Annotated in this window: 17 protein-coding genes and 1 riboswitch; of the genes, 12 read left to right on the top strand and 5 right to left on the bottom strand. The window is 53.1% G+C overall.

Annotated elements, in window-relative coordinates:
* Positions 1-6: 6 nt before the first annotated feature.
* From BACPLE_RS16145 to BACPLE_RS16135, 3 genes are read right to left on the bottom strand one after another with little or no spacing between them, the layout of a single operon-like run.
* Positions 7-600 carry an aminotransferase class IV family protein gene (locus BACPLE_RS16145; protein WP_007563952.1) on the bottom strand — a complete coding sequence of 198 codons (594 nt, stop codon included), beginning with the start codon at positions 598-600 and terminating at the stop codon, positions 7-9.
* Entirely contained in the window at positions 584-1,588 is a 1,005-nt protein-coding gene (locus BACPLE_RS16140; protein ID WP_040313355.1) for an aminodeoxychorismate synthase component I, read from the bottom strand. Before BACPLE_RS16140 ends, BACPLE_RS16145 begins: the two co-directional genes overlap by 17 nt.
* The gene (locus BACPLE_RS16135; RefSeq protein ID WP_040313354.1) at positions 1,581-1,946 is read right to left on the bottom strand and encodes a YbaN family protein; all 366 of its coding nucleotides are present in this window, start codon (positions 1,944-1,946) and stop codon (positions 1,581-1,583) included. The genes BACPLE_RS16140 and BACPLE_RS16135 overlap by 8 nt, the downstream gene beginning before the upstream one ends.
* Positions 1,947-2,106: 160 nt before the next feature.
* Here BACPLE_RS16135 and uraH point away from each other — a divergent pair, with 160 nt between their 5' ends.
* A complete protein-coding gene (gene uraH, locus BACPLE_RS16130) occupies positions 2,107-2,517 on the top strand; it encodes a hydroxyisourate hydrolase (protein WP_007563939.1) in 411 nt (136 codons plus the stop codon).
* A gap of 19 nt (positions 2,518-2,536) precedes the next feature.
* On the opposite strand, the gene BACPLE_RS16125 is transcribed toward uraH, so the two are convergent.
* Positions 2,537-2,896, bottom strand: a complete 360-nt coding sequence (locus BACPLE_RS16125; RefSeq protein ID WP_007563936.1) for a DUF2023 family protein — start codon at positions 2,894-2,896, stop codon at positions 2,537-2,539.
* A 42-nt stretch (positions 2,897-2,938) separates the two neighbouring features.
* The gene (fldA, locus tag BACPLE_RS16120; RefSeq protein WP_007563934.1) at positions 2,939-3,445 is read right to left on the bottom strand and encodes a flavodoxin FldA; all 507 of its coding nucleotides are present in this window, start codon (positions 3,443-3,445) and stop codon (positions 2,939-2,941) included.
* A 154-nt stretch (positions 3,446-3,599) separates the two neighbouring features.
* Here fldA and BACPLE_RS16115 point away from each other — a divergent pair, with 154 nt between their 5' ends.
* From BACPLE_RS16115 to BACPLE_RS16060, 11 genes are all read left to right on the top strand, one after another.
* A complete protein-coding gene (locus tag BACPLE_RS16115) occupies positions 3,600-4,562 on the top strand; it encodes a YitT family protein (protein ID WP_007563932.1) in 963 nt (320 codons plus the stop codon).
* A 188-nt stretch (positions 4,563-4,750) separates the two neighbouring features.
* Positions 4,751-5,497 (top strand): metallophosphoesterase family protein, encoded by a 747-nt coding sequence (locus BACPLE_RS16110; RefSeq protein ID WP_007563930.1) that lies wholly within the window; start codon positions 4,751-4,753, stop codon positions 5,495-5,497.
* Positions 5,478-6,146, top strand: coding sequence for a hypothetical protein (locus BACPLE_RS16105; protein ID WP_007563928.1), 669 nt, complete (start codon positions 5,478-5,480; stop codon positions 6,144-6,146). The genes BACPLE_RS16110 and BACPLE_RS16105 overlap by 20 nt, the downstream gene beginning before the upstream one ends.
* Positions 6,147-6,221: 75 nt before the next feature.
* Positions 6,222-6,322: riboswitch (TPP riboswitch) on the top strand.
* Positions 6,323-6,382: 60 nt separating this feature from the next.
* On the top strand, positions 6,383-6,583 hold the full coding sequence (gene thiS / locus BACPLE_RS16100; RefSeq protein ID WP_040313353.1) for a sulfur carrier protein ThiS: 201 nt from the start codon (positions 6,383-6,385) through the stop codon (positions 6,581-6,583).
* 10 nt (positions 6,584-6,593) lie between these two features.
* Positions 6,594-7,229 carry a thiamine phosphate synthase gene (locus BACPLE_RS16095; RefSeq protein WP_394357949.1) on the top strand — a complete coding sequence of 212 codons (636 nt, stop codon included), beginning with the start codon at positions 6,594-6,596 and terminating at the stop codon, positions 7,227-7,229.
* Positions 7,230-7,831: 602 nt separating this feature from the next.
* Complete coding sequence (locus BACPLE_RS16085; RefSeq protein WP_007563920.1) at positions 7,832-8,608, top strand: thiazole synthase; 777 nt, start codon at positions 7,832-7,834, stop codon at positions 8,606-8,608.
* A gap of 59 nt (positions 8,609-8,667) precedes the next feature.
* Positions 8,668-10,368 carry a phosphomethylpyrimidine synthase ThiC gene (gene thiC / locus BACPLE_RS16080; protein WP_007563918.1) on the top strand — a complete coding sequence of 567 codons (1,701 nt, stop codon included), beginning with the start codon at positions 8,668-8,670 and terminating at the stop codon, positions 10,366-10,368.
* 51 nt (positions 10,369-10,419) lie between these two features.
* Positions 10,420-11,571, top strand: coding sequence for a 2-iminoacetate synthase ThiH (thiH, locus tag BACPLE_RS16075; protein WP_007563916.1), 1,152 nt, complete (start codon positions 10,420-10,422; stop codon positions 11,569-11,571).
* Positions 11,572-11,824: 253 nt separating this feature from the next.
* On the top strand, positions 11,825-12,541 hold the full coding sequence (locus BACPLE_RS16070) for a HesA/MoeB/ThiF family protein (protein ID WP_040313407.1): 717 nt from the start codon (positions 11,825-11,827) through the stop codon (positions 12,539-12,541).
* Between the two features lie 105 nt (positions 12,542-12,646).
* On the top strand, positions 12,647-14,746 hold the full coding sequence (locus BACPLE_RS16065) for a leucine-rich repeat protein (RefSeq protein ID WP_007563912.1): 2,100 nt from the start codon (positions 12,647-12,649) through the stop codon (positions 14,744-14,746).
* Between the two features lie 327 nt (positions 14,747-15,073).
* The gene (locus tag BACPLE_RS16060; protein WP_040313351.1) at positions 15,074-16,261 is read left to right on the top strand and encodes a hypothetical protein; all 1,188 of its coding nucleotides are present in this window, start codon (positions 15,074-15,076) and stop codon (positions 16,259-16,261) included.
* The last annotated feature ends 5 nt before the right edge of the window (positions 16,262-16,266 follow it).

Raw genomic sequence — 16,266 nt, 5'->3', positions numbered from 1 at the left:
CACGAATCAGTACATACGTATCTGCCCGACGGGGAGTTCCACTTCGCCGAAGGGTATCAGGGCATTGAACAGACGGATATGCCGGTAGTTTCCGAGGGAGGCGACCGGGATGTCCGTTTCTTTTATCTGTCCGGTGTCGAGCAGGTATCGGCGCTGGGTTCCGGCCAGCAGAGGCTGTGCGGGGGTGTGCCATTCGCATCCGTCCCAAAGGGCGATGTTGGCAATGGAGGTATCGGTGAGGAGTCCGTGACGCACGATGAGCACGTCGTCGGCTGTATCGCGCAGGGCAAAGGCTTCGTCAAGCACACGACGGTCGGCCTGCTTGTAGCGGTAGTCGATGTCGTCCTGCACCACCAGTTGCAGACTGTGTACGGGACGGACGTGGTAAGGAAAGTATTCCACGCGAATTACGTCGCGTGCATAAGTCAGGCGACAGCGGGTGCGTGCGGTGTAGGCTTCCGGACGGAGATAATCCATTACATGGAGGTCGGGCACGGGACCGAAGAAAGCACGGCGCGTGTCGTTCATGCGACGGTCGTGCAGCGAGGCATGCCACACCTTGCCGTCTTCGATGCGGAGGGTTTCAATAAAGAGGCACATAGACTTTCTGTTTCATTTCTTCGTATTCATTTCGGGCTTCGCTGCGAAAGGTGATGCCTCCCCCGCTCTTGAACACCTTCGTGCCGTCAGGCTGCTGTTCCAGGAAACGGATGAGCACGGCACTATCCAGGTTGCGGCCGTCAAAGTAGCCGGTCACGCCGGTATAGAAACCACGGTCGTACGTCTCGGCCTCACGGATAATCTGCACGGTGCGGGGCTTGGGAGCTCCAGTGATGGAACCTGCCGGCAGGAGACTGAAAAACAAGTCGCCCAGTTGTGAAGGATAGTCTTCGGGCAGACGGCCACGGATTTCGGAACTCATCTGGAGCAGCGGGCCACGGTGGGTGTGCAGCTCATCGAGGTAGCGGTAGCGGGTCACGGTGACTTCGGTGGCGAAACGACTCAGGTCGTTACGGATGAGGTCGGTGATGGTGGCATGTTCGGCCGCTTCTTTCGGGTCGGCCAGCAAGCGTTCGCGGGCATCGGGCAGCGTGGCATCCATCGTACCTTTCATGGGATGGGAATAGATAAAACCATCGGTTATCCGGACAAAGATTTCGGGTGAGAATACCACAAAGCGGTCGTTTACCCACAGTCTGTAGGGAGCACGGGCATGGTCGAACACCTGCCGCAGGGTGAGGTCGGTATCGACGGGGGTAGCACAGGTGTAGTTCACCAGGAAGGAATTGCCGCCATGCAAGTGACGGTGTACGATGTCGAATCCGCGACGGTACTCCTCAAAGCTCATCGGATGAGGCTCCCAGCAGAAAGAAACGGGACGCGGAGTAGCGGACATTCCTTGCGGCACGTTCGTGGCTCCCGGAAAGGCAAACAGCAGTTCCGCAGAAGGCAGACGGTGGGGTTCTTCCACCAGGCATTTCTCGGCGGTATAATCTATCAGGAAAAAGAACGGGAGGCCTTCGCAGCCAAAGCGGTTCATGCGGGTGATGGCTTCCTCACGGCCACAAAAAGAGAGGGTATCAGTCATTTCGTTTGGTTTTGAGGGAACAGAGATAAAGGGTCACTCCCACGGCTACGGCAAGCATCATCGCTTTCAGCCAGAGGGCATCGAACATCAGGAAGATGCAATGCAGGGAGGTGAGCCACAGCAGGCTCAAGGCGAGAATCTTGGCACGCAGAGGGATGGCGCGCGACTCACGGAAATCGCGGATATAAGGTCCCAGCAGCTTGTGGTTCAGCAACCACTGGTAGGCTCTCGGCGAACTGCGGAAAAAGAGGGCGGCCGAAAGCAGCAGAAAGGGCGTGGTGGGCAGCACAGGCAGGAAAATACCGGCCACACCCAGTGCCAGCGACAGGAATCCGATGGGGAGGTAAATGTATTTCATGGCGCAAAAATACAAGGTAAACGGCACACCGCAGGCAGGAGTTTAGTTAATAACCTCAAAATCGGAAGGGCTGCAAAGGAGAAAGCTTGCAGAAAAAGAAAGTTTTCATCATATTTGTAATTGTTACAATCTTGTTAAACTATTCAACTATCAAAGAATCATGAGAAAACTAATCTGGACTTTATGCGTGATGGTGTGGAGCCTGGCAGGCTTTGCACAGGAAAAGAGTTACCAACTCTCCAGCCACATTCTGGACATTCAGCAGGGACAGCCTGCGGCGGGAGTGAAAATCAGTCTGTCGCAACTTCAGCCCGACGGCAAGACCTGGGTGCTGCTGGAGGAAAGACTGACCGACGAGAACGGACGCGTGAAGGATTTCCTGGAAGAAGGCACGACCGACCACAAGGGCATCTACCGCCTGACGTATCACGTGGCGCCCTACTTCGAGCGGTTGCAGCAGGATTCGTTCTACCCGTTTATCGAAGTGGTGTTCGAAATCAAGGACGGCAAGCACTACCACGTGCCAATCACGCTTTCGCCTTACGGATATTCTACGTATAGAGGAAACTGAAAAAAGAATGGGAGCCTTTTCAAGCTCCCATTTTTCGTGCCTTGCGGGTGCAATATCGCTTGCACTGGGCACAGATGTCATAACCCAGCATGGCTCCCAATATGAAATCTTCTTCCGGAGTGAGCAGGTTCAGGGGACGTGTCACCATCATGCGGATGGCTTCAATGCATTCCGCCTTGCCGAAGAAGAGATTGATGCGCTCGTCGTCCACCGGCTGAATCACAAACTTGATGCGCTGGCTTCGCAGACGTTTCACGGCAAAGTCTTCATATCGCTTGTTCGTGGTGTACAACACCATCTGACGCACGCCTTTCTTCAGCTCATAGATGTGGTTGAGAAAGACTTTCAGTTCTACGGGATTGATATCGGGAGTCATCATGGGCTACGGATTTAGAAGATAGAGAAATGAGGTCGGAAGGAATCAGGCCAGATCGGCTTTGAGCATCTCTGTCCAGGCCGACACGCGGGCATCGGTCCGGTCGCTTTCGTTCACGTCGTCGAGGGCCAGTCCCACGAATTTTCCGTCGGCTGCGGCCACGGAAGAAGCGTAGGTGTACTCGCTGTCGGGCACGGCTCCCACGAAGGTACATCCGCTGTCTTTCAGGTCTTCAAAGAGGATACCCATACCGTCGCAGAAAGTATCGGAATAGGATTCGGAATCGCCGCAGCCGAAGAGGGCGATGGTCTTGCCGGAGAGGTTGGCGTTTTTCAGCACCTTGATGCCATCGTACCAGTCGTCCTGCAACTCTCCGTCACCCCAAGTAGAGGTACCCAGAATCAGGGCTTCGTAACTCTCTGCAAGGGCAGCATCCAGCTTGCTCACATCGTGTACGTCTTCAGGGGATACTCCCAGCTTTTCCGCTATCAGGCGGGCCACAGACTCGGTGGTGCCTGTGGTAGAACCATAAAAAATACCAGTTTTCTTCATTTTCTACATGTTTGATTTGACATCGCAAAGAAACGGCATCCGGTGCGGATTTGAAATACCTAAAAATTGGGATTTTGCGGGATTTTTCCGGCTGCTTTCTAATGGGTGAAAGAAAGAATTCTGTATATTTGTCGCATAAAAATAAGAAACAAGTATGAAACAGACTCTCTATGCGTGGGCCAGCATCGTGGTGGGATGTACCATTCTGGCAGCCGGATTCGTATTCTTTATCAATCCCTATAACATTGTGCCCGGAGGAGTGTACGGGGCCAGCATCGTGCTCCACAACCTGTTCCCGTCCATTCAGGTGGGTACGTTCGGCTATATGTTCGACATTCCGCTGCTCATCCTGTCGGTGCTGCTGTTGGGGGCGAAGTTAGGGATACGCACCATTGTGGCGGCCCTGCTCACTCCGTTGCTGATGAACACCATGTCGCGGCTGGTCTACCCTACCCGCGAAGCACTGGAGAGTCTGGACCCGGCACAACTGTTGGGAGGCAGCATGAACATGACGGAGCACCTGATGCTGACGTGCATCATCGGGGCAGTGGTCATCGGTGTGGGTACGGGCATCGTGATACGCAGTCAGGCTACCACGGGCGGAAGTGACATCGTGGGGATGCTGCTACAGAAATATGCGCACATCCGTTTCTCACGGGCTATCCTGCTGGTAGACGGGGCCGTAGTGTGCTTCGGTCTGGTGGTTATCGGTTTCGGACTGGGTACGGCGAGCGACTCTACGCAACCTTCGTGGCACCTGTCGTTCTACTCGCTCATTTCCATCTTCATCATCTCGCGGGTCATTGCCTACATGATTAACGGGGCGAAGAACGACAAGCTGATTTTCGTCATCAGCGACCATGAGTTGCAGCCGCTTCACCAGTATATTCTGAAAGATTTAGACCGCACGGCTACCTGCATCAAGAGTTCGGGACTCTACACGGGCAAAGACAAGGAGATGATTTTTCTCGTGGTGAGCTACCAGGAGGTGCAGGGTGTGAAACTGAAAATCAAGGAGGCCGACCCGAGGGCGTTTGTGGTGGTGACGGATGCGTACGACACCTTCGGCGAAGGGTGGAAACAGCTTCCTTCTCCACACGAGATTTATCCGGAATAATTCATTTTCCGACTTTTAAGACAGAAAATCCGACATTCCGAAAAACGTACGATTGGCATTTGTACCGTACCTTTGCATAAACAAAAAACTTGCTTATGCACACTCTTTTTACGCATTTCCGTCGTTTCCGCTCCGACATCGCACAGGTGTGTTTCTGCCTGGGAGTTTTGTTGCTGGGCGGATGCGACATGATTGAATATCACCCGTACGACCTCGACATTGACGGAGAAACGGACGTGAACCGCCGGAACATCGAACGGATTGAAACGGCTACTTACGGGAAAGAGGAAATCCGGTTTGCCGTAATCAGTGACACACAGCGCTGGTACGACGAGACGGAGGATGCCGTGGAGGCCCTGAACCGGCGCGATGACCTGGATTTCGTACTTCATACGGGCGACATGTCCGACTTTGGTCTGAAACTGGAGTTTGAGAAACAGCGCGACATTCTCAGCGAACTGAAGGTGCCTTTTGTCTGCCTGCTGGGCAACCATGATTGTCTGGCTACGGGACTCGATGTGTTCCGCAAGATATTCGGCACGGAAGATTTCGCCTTTACTGCCGGTAACGTGCGTTTTCTGTGCCTGAATACCAATGCCCTGGAGTTCGACTACTCGTCGGCGGTACCCAATATCCAGTTTATCCGCGAAGAAGGTGACCACGTGCCCGAAGGGGTGGAAAAAACCGTGGTAGCCATGCACGCAGGCCCCTTCTCCGAACAGTTCAACAACAACATCGCCGAGTATTTTCAGTATTACCTCCGGGAAATGCCCGACCTGCAGTTCTGCGTCTACGGTCACGGGCACAATATCAGTGTAGACGAGTTCTTCGACGACGGTATCAAGTACTACGAATGTTCCTGCGCCAAGAAGCGCTCTTATCTGTTTTTCACCCTCAACTCAAACGGCTATACCTATGAAGTGGTCAATTTTTAAACTGCTGCTGGCAGGAGGAATGGCCGGAATGACGTTCCTGCCCCTTTGCGCACAAAACGACAGTATCGCTCCGACCGTAAAGGAACGTCGCTGGGACAAGCGCGAGCACCTGCGTTATGAACGGTGGGAACGCCTGAAGCCCACTCACCTGAAATGGCAGTACGCCGGAGGAATGGGACTCAACTCGGTGGGCGTGGGCTGGGATTACGGACGCCGCTGCCAGTGGGAAACGGACTTCCTGGTAGGTTTCCTTCCGGCCAAGTATGCCGAGAAATTCCGTCTCACATTTACCGTGAAGCAGAACTACATTCCCTGGAGCATCTGCTTCAAGGAGCACTGGATGGCCGAACCCTTCTACTGCGGTCTGTACATCACCACCATTGCGGGCGACGAGTTCTGGAAGAAGGAACCGGGACGCTATCCTAACAAATACTATAACTTCAGTACCAAGATGCGCCCCTATATCTTCGTGGGACAGCGGTTCGGGTTCAGTCCCCGCCATGACCTGGTGCGACACGTCTCCCTGTTCTATGAGTTGAGCACCTGCGAGCTGTACCTCATCAGCAAGGTAACCAACAAAAGTCTCTCCATGCGCGACATTCTGCGCCTGTCGTTCGGTGTGAAAGTACAGTTGTTCAGAGACGAATAGACACGGCCTGCAAAAAAAGATAAAAAAGGAACGGCAGCCGTTCGCCGTTCCAAAGTTTTCGTTACCTTTGCCGGAAAGTAAACAAAGGGGTGCCCCACGGATGTGTCCGGGCTGAGATTATACCCTACGAACCTGATGCGGTTAATACCGACGAAGGGATTGTTGATTCTGACATCTATTTCCTTTCCCCGTCCGCGGGATGCTCTCTTTGGTTTACACGCTAAAACAGTATGCTTATGAAACTATTGGTAAACAACAAAGAGACGGAACTTACACAAGGTCATACAATTGCCGCACTGGCACAGCAGCTGGAACTTCCGAAGCAGGGAGTGGCCATCGCGCTGCATAACCGCATGGTTCCGCGTGCGGAATGGGAAAACACCGTCCTGAACGAGGGCGACAGTCTGGTCATCATCAAAGCAGCTTGTGGAGGATAAGGCCATGGACATGAATCATTTCAAGTTGCAGTTCATCACACATTTCACCGACACGTATTCGTATCTCGACTCGGCCCGGATGGCCCTCGAAGGGGGATGCCGCTGGGTACAGTTGCGCATGAAGCACGCCTCGGACGAGGAGACGGAAGCGGTGGCCGTAGAGGTACAGAAACTGTGCCGCACGTACGGAGCCACTTTCCTCATCGACGACCGGGTGGAACTGGTACGCAAGCTGAAGGCCGACGGGGTGCATCTGGGCAAGAACGACATGCCGATAGCCGAAGCGCGGAAAATCCTCGGAAAGGATTTTCTCATCGGAGGTACGGCCAACACGTTCGACGACGTACGGGCACACTATGAAGCCGGAGCCGACTACATCGGTTGCGGACCGTTCCGCTTCACCACCACAAAAGAAAAGCTCAGTCCCATCCTTGGACTGGAGGGCTACCGTTCCATCGTACAGCAGATGAAGGCGGAAGGCATCCACCTGCCCATCGTAGCCATCGGCGGCATCACTCTGGAAGACATCCCTGCCATCATGCAGACCGGTGTGACGGGCATCGCCCTGAGCGGTACCATCCTGCGGGCAGCGAATCCGGTGGAAGAAACGAAGAAAATCATCGAGGAGTTAAAAAGTAAAAGTTAAAAGTTAAAAAACGGCTTATTGTAGTGACTTTTATTACTGGCTCCAATTAGCCGCGTTACGCGTTGGACTCATCCCTGAGAACGAAAAATAGACAAACAATTTTCATTCTCGCAACAAAGCATAAACCGAAAAGTTATTCGCCTTCATAATGGAGCATAAAGAACCAAAAACAACCGGTTCTTATCTCAAAATAAAGCACAGAACGAGTATTCTTCGTGCAGCGAAAGAGAAAAGCTACAGCGATTTCGCCCAAAGGGAGTAAACCGAACAAAAAGTGAGAGCAGAAAACAAAGAAGCGCAAACAAAGCTCTCCCCTCCCCACAGCGATTTCGCCAAAGGCGAAGAGCGACAGCCCCAAAAATCCCGTCCTCAGTTTCGGACCGAAAAGCGGAGAAGCAGAGCACGGCGAAAAGAAGCGCAGGCTGTTTGAGCGAAGCGAGTTCCTGCGCTTCCGACGAGCGGAGTTTCGCAGCCGGTCCGAAACTGCAGACGGCGGTTTTTCTTTTTGTTACCTTTTTCTTTTTGCCGCCAAAAAGAAAAAGTAAAAGCAAGCCAAAAGAAAAAGTAAGAGCAAGCAAACAATAAACAAAATAGATAAAACAATGGAAAAACTAATCATTGCGGGAAAAGAATTCGAATCCCGCCTATTCTTAGGAACAGGAAAATTCAACTCCAACCAACTCATGGAAGAAGCCATCCTGGCTTCCGGCACAGAAATGGTGACCGTAGCCATGAAACGTATCGAACTTGACAACAAGGAAGACGACATGCTGAAGCATATCATCCACCCCCATATCCAGTTGCTCCCGAACACCTCGGGCGTGCGCACCGCAGAAGAAGCCGTGTTCGCCGCACAGATGGCCCGCGAAGCCTTCGGCACCAACTGGCTGAAACTGGAAATCCATCCCGACCCGCGCTACCTGTTGCCGGATTCTACCGAGACCCTGAAGGCTACGGAAGAGCTGGTGAAACTGGGATTCGTGGTACTTCCTTATTGCCAGGCCGACCCGACCCTGTGCAAGCGTCTGGAAGAAGCCGGAGCAGCTACCGTGATGCCGCTGGCTGCCCCCATCGGTACGAACAAGGGATTGCAGACACGCGACTTCCTGCGCATCATCATCGAGCAGAGCAACGTGCCGGTGGTAGTGGATGCCGGTATCGGTGCACCGAGCCATGCCGCTGAAGCCATGGAAATGGGTGCCGCTGCCTGCCTGGTAAATACCGCCATCGCCGTAGCCGGAAATCCGGTGGAAATGGCCGTAGCCTTCAAGGAAGCTGTCATTGCCGGACGCCGTGCCTACGAAGCCGGACTGGGTATTCAGGCCGATAACCTCGTGGCATCTGCCTCCTCTCCCCTCACTTCTTTCTTGAATGAATAAATCCTGATTTTCTCAACCGGTAGGGACTGTTCCCTACCAGCAAACAAACCCCGATTTATATGGAAAAAGAAAAAGACCAAAAAGCATACGCCCATGCGGAAAAAGCCTACATGCAGGGCACCCTTTTCCCCTTTGTAAAGGTAGGCATGCAGAAAGTGAACCTCACCCCCACGGTGACCATAGTAGACGGCAAGAAGGTAATGACACCTAATGCACCGGTGTACGTGTACGACACGAGCGGCCCGTTCAGCGACCCGAACATTGAAATCGACCTGAAGAAGGGACTGCCGCGCATGCGTGAGAGCTGGATTACCTCACGCGGCGACGTGGAACAGTTGCCGTCCATCACTTCGGAATATGGCAAGATGCGCCGTGACGACCACTCGCTCGACCACCTGCGCTTTGAACATATCGCCCTGCCTTACCGTGCCAAGGAAGGCCACTGCTGTACGCAGATGTACTACGCCAAACAGGGCATCGTGACACCGGAAATGGAGTACGTAGCCATCCGTGAGAACATGAACTGCAAGGAACTGGGCATCGATACCTACATCACACCGGAATTCGTGCGCGACGAGATTGCCGCCGGACGTGCCGTACTGCCTGCCAACATCAACCACCCGGAATCGGAACCGATGATTATCGGCCGCAACTTCCTGGTGAAAATCAATACCAACATCGGTAACTCGGCCACTACTTCAAGCATTGACGAGGAAGTGGACAAAGCGGTGTGGAGCTGCAAATGGGGTGGCGACACGCTGATGGACCTGTCGACGGGTGCCAACATCCACGAAACCCGCGAATGGATTGTGCGCAACTGTCCGGTGCCGGTGGGTACCGTGCCCATCTATCAGGCACTGGAGAAGGTGAACGGCAAGGTGGAAGACCTGACCTGGGAAATTTACCGCGACACCCTCATCGAGCAGTGCGAGCAGGGGGTGGACTACTTCACCATCCATGCCGGTATCCGTCGTCACAACGTACACCTGGCCGACAAGCGTCTGTGCGGCATCGTGAGCCGTGGCGGAAGTATCATGAGCAAGTGGTGCCTTATCCACGACCAGGAATCCTTCCTCTACGAGCACTTTGACGACATCTGCGACATCCTGGCTCAGTACGACGTGGCCGTATCATTGGGCGACGGGTTGCGTCCGGGCTGTATCGCCGATGCCAACGACGAGGCTCAGTTTGCCGAACTCGACACAATGGGCGAACTCGTGCTCCGTGCCTGGGAAAAGAACGTGCAGGCCTTTATCGAAGGTCCGGGACACGTGCCCTTGCACAAGATTCGTGAGAACATGGAGCGTCAGATCAGCCACTGCCACAACGCGCCGTTCTATACCCTCGGCCCGCTGGTGACCGACATCGCTCCGGGTTACGACCACATCACTTCGGCCATCGGTGCCGCACAAATCGGCTGGCTGGGTACGGCCATGCTGTGCTACGTCACTCCGAAGGAACACCTGGGTCTGCCCAACCGCGAAGATGTACGTACAGGAGTTATCACCTACAAGATTGCCGCCCATGCAGCCGACCTGGCCAAAGGTCATCCGGGTGCACAGATCCGTGACAATGCCCTGAGCAAGGCCCGCTACGAGTTCCGCTGGCGCGACCAGTTCCACCTGAGTCTCGACCCCGACCGTGCGCTGGAATACTTCAACGAGGGACGTCACACCGACGGCGAGTACTGCACCATGTGTGGTCCGAACTTCTGTGCGATGAAACTCAGCCGCGACCTGAAGGCAATTAATAATGAATAATGCATCAGGCCAGCATCTTTAACTTTTAATTTTTAACTATTAACTATCGAAATGTTTAGTGACGAATTAGAAAAAATAAGCTGGGAGGAGACGACCAAGGCCATCTACTCCAAAACCGAGGCCGACGTGATTCGGGCACTCGGAAAATCACGGTGCGACGTAGATGACTTCATGGCGCTCATCTCGCCGGCTGCCGAAAAGTTCCTTGAACCCATGGCACGCCTCAGCAAGAAATATACCGAAGAACGTTTCGGACGCACCATGTCGATGTTCATCCCGCTCTACATCACCAACTCGTGTACCAACTCGTGCGTGTACTGCGGCTTCCACATCAGCAACCCCATGGCGCGCACCATCCTGACACCCGAAGAAATTGAAAACGAATACAAGGCTATCAAGAAGCTCGGCCCGTTCGAAAACCTGCTGATTGTGACGGGTGAGAATCCGGCCAAGGCGGGTGTGCCCTACATTGCCAAGGCGCTCGACCTAGCCAAGCCGTATTTCTCGAACCTGAAAATCGAGGTGATGCCGCTCAAGACGGAAGAGTATGCCGAACTGGTACACCACGGACTGAACGGTGTAATCTGTTTCCAGGAAACGTACAACAAGGCCCGCTACAACGTGTACCACCCGCGCGGCATGAAGTCGAAGTTCGAATGGCGTGTCAACGGGTTCGACCGCATGGGTCAGGCCGGCGTGCACTCCATCGGCATGGGTGTGCTCATCGGACTGGAGGACTGGCGTACGGATGTGACCATGATGGCTTACCACCTGCGCTACTTGCAGAAGCATTACTGGAAGACGAAATACAGCGTGAACTTCCCGCGCATGCGTCCGGCCGAGAACGAAGGTTTCCAGCCTAATGTCATCATGAGCGACAAGGAACTGGCACAGGTGACTTTCGCCATGCGTATCTTCGACCACGACGTGGACATCTCCTACTCTACCCGCGAACCGGCCAATATCCGCGACCACATGGCTTCACTGGGCGTGACTACCATGAGCGCCGAGAGCAAGACCGAACCGGGCGGATATTACACCTACCCGCAGGCACTGGAGCAGTTCCATGTGAGCGACGAACGTACAGCCGTAGAAATCGAGAAGGCCCTCAAGGCATTGGGACGCGAACCGGTATGGAAGGACTGGGATGCTTCGTTCGACCACGTGGCACAGTCGCACGCCACCGCCGCTGCGGCCCGCTGAAAAGCCCTCCGGAACACTCTCTGAAAAATGCCGGAGAGTTTCTGCAAAAACGCCTTTACGTTTTCCCTGAAACGCAAGTACGTTTTACTTCAAACACCAGTGCGTTTGGATGGAAACACAAGGACGTTTTTCCAAAACGCAAGTGCGTTTTTTCAAGGCATATATAATTCCCTTCAGAAGGCATCCTGAGGCCATTTTCCCGACTTCCGGATGCCTTTCTGCTTTTCATCCATCCCCTTATCTCTTATTCCTTATGAAACTGACTGAAAAAGAAGCGTCACGCTACAACCGACAGATTCTGCTCAACGAAATCGGCGAGACAGGACAACTCCTGTTGAAGCAGGCCCGCGTACTAATCGTAGGAGTGGGCGGACTGGGGTCGCCCATTGCCCTCTACCTGGCCGGAGCCGGAGTGGGCACCATCGGACTGATTGACGACGATACCGTGAGCGAGACCAACCTCCAGCGGCAGGTGCTCTACAGCGAGCCTGAAATCGGACTCTCCAAGGCCGAACAGGCCAAGTTGCGTCTGCAGGCCCTCAACTCCGACATCCGTGTGGAAGCCTGGAACGAACGGCTCACCCCGCAGAATGCCGAATGCCTCATTGCCAACTACGACATCGTGGTGGACGGATGCGACAATTTCCGCACGCGCTACCTCATTAACGACACCTGCGTGCGGCTGGACAAGGTGTACGTGTACGGTGCCATCCGCGAGTTCGACGGGCAGGTCTCCGTGTTCAACTACCAGGGCGGTCCCGACTACCGCACCCTCTTCCCCGACGAAGAAGAAATGCTCGCCATGCCCCACCCCTCCAAGGCCGTGCTGGGTGTCACTCCGGGCGTAGTGGGCTGTGTGGAAGCCAGCGAGACCATGAAAGTCATCCTGGGCAGTCCGGCCGTGCTGAGCGGAAAACTCTGGCACATCGACCTGCGAACTCTGGAAAGCTACGTCATTTCACTGGTATAGTTTCCACACGGTTCGCTGAAAATCACGGTTTCCGGTGATGTACAGCTCCTCAGATAGCTTTACTTTTGTACAAACGTAAATTATCCTATTATTCTTATCTTTAGTATGAACAAAAGTAAAGCAACGACAGCCCTGAAATCGCTGCTGGTTTCAGGCTGTGCCCTTTTTGTGTGGGGCATGACACCCGTATTTCTGGCCTCCACTCTCACCTCGTGCGAGAAGCTGGAAGAACTCTTAGGAGGTGATGATGAAGGTGATGACGACGGAGACGGAAGCAGCTCAGGCAATCTGAACGGAGTGGGTACTACCGACGGAGCGGCTCCCTATTTCAACCTGGAAACTACCCGCATCGAAGTGCCTGCCGTAAGAGACGGGGAAGGCATACAGGTGAAATGCCAGACCAACATCATAAGCATGCGCTATGTGCTGGAGAAATTCAAGAAATTCAGTGAAGGTGAACTGACCGAGCAGGAGGACTATTCGTTCATCTTGGAAAATCCGGAGTATTCGTTCTACGGCGAAGAATACCTGCAATATTACACCAACTACTCCAGCGAGAAACAGACTGACAACCTGCTGATTTATGCCACCGACAGAGACAGTCTGCTGGCCACCATCCCTATCGAACAGGCAGCTGCTCCCCATATCAGCGTGGCCAAGGCAGATGCAGGCATCAATGAAATCACACTGACACTGGAAGGACAGAACGATGCCCGTTTCTATTCCACTTACATCTCAACAGACAGCATCCCCCTGTTCGAAGTCATTCAGGATTTGAAAAACGGAGGCTCAGGACTTCCTTTTGAATACCTCTTCGACCTTCAAAGCCAGCCTACCTGTACTTTCTCCGGGCTGACGGAAGCAACCAAATACTACATCTACCTGCAAGGCGGTACGGAACCGGGGCCTTTGTGCGGAGTTTCACTGTACACCGTCACTACTGCCATGCGCGGCAAAGAAGACGCGCTGATTCTGAAATACGTATTGAACAACCTGAACAACCGCACGGTATACCTTCCGTTTGAAGGACGGGTGAAAGGTGTCATCGACTGGGGCGACGGGGTGACCGAGGTACTCGACAAGTCATACGTATATTCGGCCGACCTGTCACACGTTTATGCCCAAGGTGCCGAATCGACGGTAGAAGTAGCTTTCAAGGGTACGGTAGAATCTCTGACAACCAACAGCACAACTAAGGGAGAAATCCTCAAGAGTTCACTCATCGGCATCACACAATGGGGTACGCCCGAACTGAAAACACTGAGACTGGAGGATGTTACTGCACTGACTCAGCTGGCTGCCGATACCAAGGGAGCACTGTCCGCCATCACGGACTTCACCTCCTGCTTTGAAGACTGTACGGGACTGACCAACCTCCCCGAAGACCTGTTTGCCATGGCAACCGGTGCCCAGACGTTCGACAGAGCTTTCCAGGGCTGTACGGGCCTGACTTCACTTCCGCTCAATCTCTTCGCCCAGAATTCCAGTGCCCGTAACTTTAACGCTACCTTCTCCGGCTGCACAGGACTGCTCTATCTGCCCGAAGACCTCTTTGCAAGCAACAAGGACATCTATGTCATGAACGATGTGTTCAGCGGATGTGAAAACCTGAAAGAGATTCCGGCCGGACTGTTCCGTAACAATACCCGTTTAGGATACATACAATGTGGCTTCTCAGGATGCAGCTCGCTCACCAGTCTACCCGAAGGACTGTTTGCCAACTGTCCGGGCATACAGAGTGTGTCAGAAATCAACTCCGTCATGGATGCCTACGGTCTTTTCTCGAATTGCACCTCATTGACAGAAATCCCGGAAGACTTGTTCGCCAGCATGACCAAGGTTACCAGGTTAGATGGTATATTCAAGGGATGTACCTCCCTCCGCGAGATTCCCGAAAAGCTGTTTGCAAACAACACACAGGTGATTTCCATGTGGGAAGCCTTTGCCGGATGCAAGAGTCTGCAACGCATTCCTGCCGGACTGTTCGACTCCATGCGCACCCTGCAAGCAGTCCGACTCTTGTTCAAGAATTGCAGTTCGCTCACCGGCGAATCGCCCTACACCCTGATAAACGGGAAAAAGGTACATTTGTATGAGCGCAAGGATTACCCGAATGAATTCCTTGAAATCACCAGCCACACCAGCGCGTTCAACAACTGCACGAACCTGACTGACTATGAATCTATTCCAAGCAACTGGAGATAAACGAGTCCCGATTTTTGCATAATTATCCTTCCCCTGCCAGAGCAAGATAAAAAACATGCTTGGCAGGGGATTTTTCATGCCTCAATTTCCGATTCTCAGTTTTTTATGCTAACTTTGAGAATCCAACCTTTATCAAAAAAACTATGTTACTCAGAATTTTAGGTTATCTCTGTCAGTTGTGTTTCATTATTGGCCTTTATTATGGGCTCAAAAGCCAGGAAGCGTTTCTGCAATACACCGTTTGCATACTGGCCATACTGATTCTCTTACAGCGTATATTCATTGACTTATTCTGGAAAAAAGAAAACATTTAATACTTTATTCATCATGCACACAAAACGACTCACCGACATTCTGCTGGTATTCCTCTGCATCTTCTGCTTCACCAGCTGCGACCACGACGACGTAAACTTTCCAACTTTCACATTCAATGAAAACGGAGAATGTGAGCCAGCGTCTCTCACCCCCATTTCTTCCGCCCGCTTCGAAGAAGCCGTGGTAGGATACGGCTGGAAGCACGTCCACACCTACGAAATCAATCCCGACGGCACTTGCCAGACGCAGGATTATTACCAAGACATGATAGGTACAGGCCCTACCCAATATTACGTGGAAAGCAACTCTTCCCTGAAGAAATACATGTACATTGACGCCTATCCTGCATGGGGATTCCGGACTGTCGCTTATACCTTCTCGGACGGAAACCGACTGCTCAGCAACCAGAGCACAGTGTTTCAGGTACTTTCCGTGAACGGCAACACAATGGAAATACTTGACCAGCTGGGGGTACGGGCAGGCGGAACCGAAATCTACGGTTATTCCATCTACCAGCGGATGACGAATCAGGAACTGGAAGAGGTGCAGAAAACATATCACACAGATTTGTCGGACGCTCACGAACTGACCGTATCGGTACAGGAAAATCCGCTCATCATCTCCGGAAAAGAAACGGAATTCGACGTGCTGAGCAGCAACGGTCCTTTCACTTTCAAACCAGCCAGAGAAGGCAGTTGTGAAATCACTTCACAAGGGAATCACATCAAGGTCAAGCTGCTGAGCAACGGAGTGTATCTCACCGGCTACGACCGTCTGCGTCATTGTGAGGTGGTCATCTTCTCTACCGACGAGGAACTGGAACCCGAAGGCACGGACATCTACGACTTCACGTACACGGAAATTACCGTCAATCCGGAAAAGAAACTCTTTGCACCCGATGGTCACGAAATCTCCTACGACCTCGGCAGCATGGAAGTCATCCCGCGCAAGGAATACGCCGGAAGTATCCTGAGCCAGTATGCTCCCGTGGCCTTGCTTGCCGTGGACACAAACGGACAGGCACGCTATCTGCGCATGAACAGCGGCAAAATCAGCTTCAAGGACCTTCTTCCGAAAGAAGAGCTCGACCAGCTGACGGAAGGTACAGACGGGGCTTCTCTCACCTACAAGCTGGAGCTGATTACGCCCGACTGCGAGGTGTTCCAGGTTCTGCCTTTCAAAATCACCTATAAAAAATAGTGCAA

Origin of the sequence: Phocaeicola plebeius DSM 17135 (genome assembly GCF_000187895.1) — a bacterium.
GTDB classification, from domain to species: domain Bacteria; phylum Bacteroidota; class Bacteroidia; order Bacteroidales; family Bacteroidaceae; genus Phocaeicola; species Phocaeicola plebeius.
Note: the sequence above shows the minus strand (reverse complement) of the source record. Positions and strands in the feature narration are given on the sequence as shown.

Coding starts and splice junctions, on each gene's coding strand:
- BACPLE_RS16145 (WP_007563952.1), bottom strand. CDS start 600: ATGTGCCTCTTTATTGAAACCCTCCGCATCGAAGACGGCAAGGTGTGG.
- BACPLE_RS16140 (WP_040313355.1), bottom strand. CDS start 1,588: ATGACTGATACCCTCTCTTTTTGTGGCCGTGAGGAAGCCATCACCCGC.
- BACPLE_RS16135 (WP_040313354.1), bottom strand. CDS start 1,946: ATGAAATACATTTACCTCCCCATCGGATTCCTGTCGCTGGCACTGGGT.
- uraH (WP_007563939.1), top strand. CDS start 2,107: ATGAGAAAACTAATCTGGACTTTATGCGTGATGGTGTGGAGCCTGGCA.
- BACPLE_RS16125 (WP_007563936.1), bottom strand. CDS start 2,896: ATGATGACTCCCGATATCAATCCCGTAGAACTGAAAGTCTTTCTCAAC.
- fldA (WP_007563934.1), bottom strand. CDS start 3,445: ATGAAGAAAACTGGTATTTTTTATGGTTCTACCACAGGCACCACCGAG.
- BACPLE_RS16115 (WP_007563932.1), top strand. CDS start 3,600: ATGAAACAGACTCTCTATGCGTGGGCCAGCATCGTGGTGGGATGTACC.
- BACPLE_RS16110 (WP_007563930.1), top strand. CDS start 4,751: ATGATTGAATATCACCCGTACGACCTCGACATTGACGGAGAAACGGAC.
- BACPLE_RS16105 (WP_007563928.1), top strand. CDS start 5,478: ATGAAGTGGTCAATTTTTAAACTGCTGCTGGCAGGAGGAATGGCCGGA.
- thiS (WP_040313353.1), top strand. CDS start 6,383: ATGAAACTATTGGTAAACAACAAAGAGACGGAACTTACACAAGGTCAT.
- BACPLE_RS16095 (WP_394357949.1), top strand. CDS start 6,594: ATGAATCATTTCAAGTTGCAGTTCATCACACATTTCACCGACACGTAT.
- BACPLE_RS16085 (WP_007563920.1), top strand. CDS start 7,832: ATGGAAAAACTAATCATTGCGGGAAAAGAATTCGAATCCCGCCTATTC.
- thiC (WP_007563918.1), top strand. CDS start 8,668: ATGGAAAAAGAAAAAGACCAAAAAGCATACGCCCATGCGGAAAAAGCC.
- thiH (WP_007563916.1), top strand. CDS start 10,420: ATGTTTAGTGACGAATTAGAAAAAATAAGCTGGGAGGAGACGACCAAG.
- BACPLE_RS16070 (WP_040313407.1), top strand. CDS start 11,825: ATGAAACTGACTGAAAAAGAAGCGTCACGCTACAACCGACAGATTCTG.
- BACPLE_RS16065 (WP_007563912.1), top strand. CDS start 12,647: ATGAACAAAAGTAAAGCAACGACAGCCCTGAAATCGCTGCTGGTTTCA.
- BACPLE_RS16060 (WP_040313351.1), top strand. CDS start 15,074: ATGCACACAAAACGACTCACCGACATTCTGCTGGTATTCCTCTGCATC.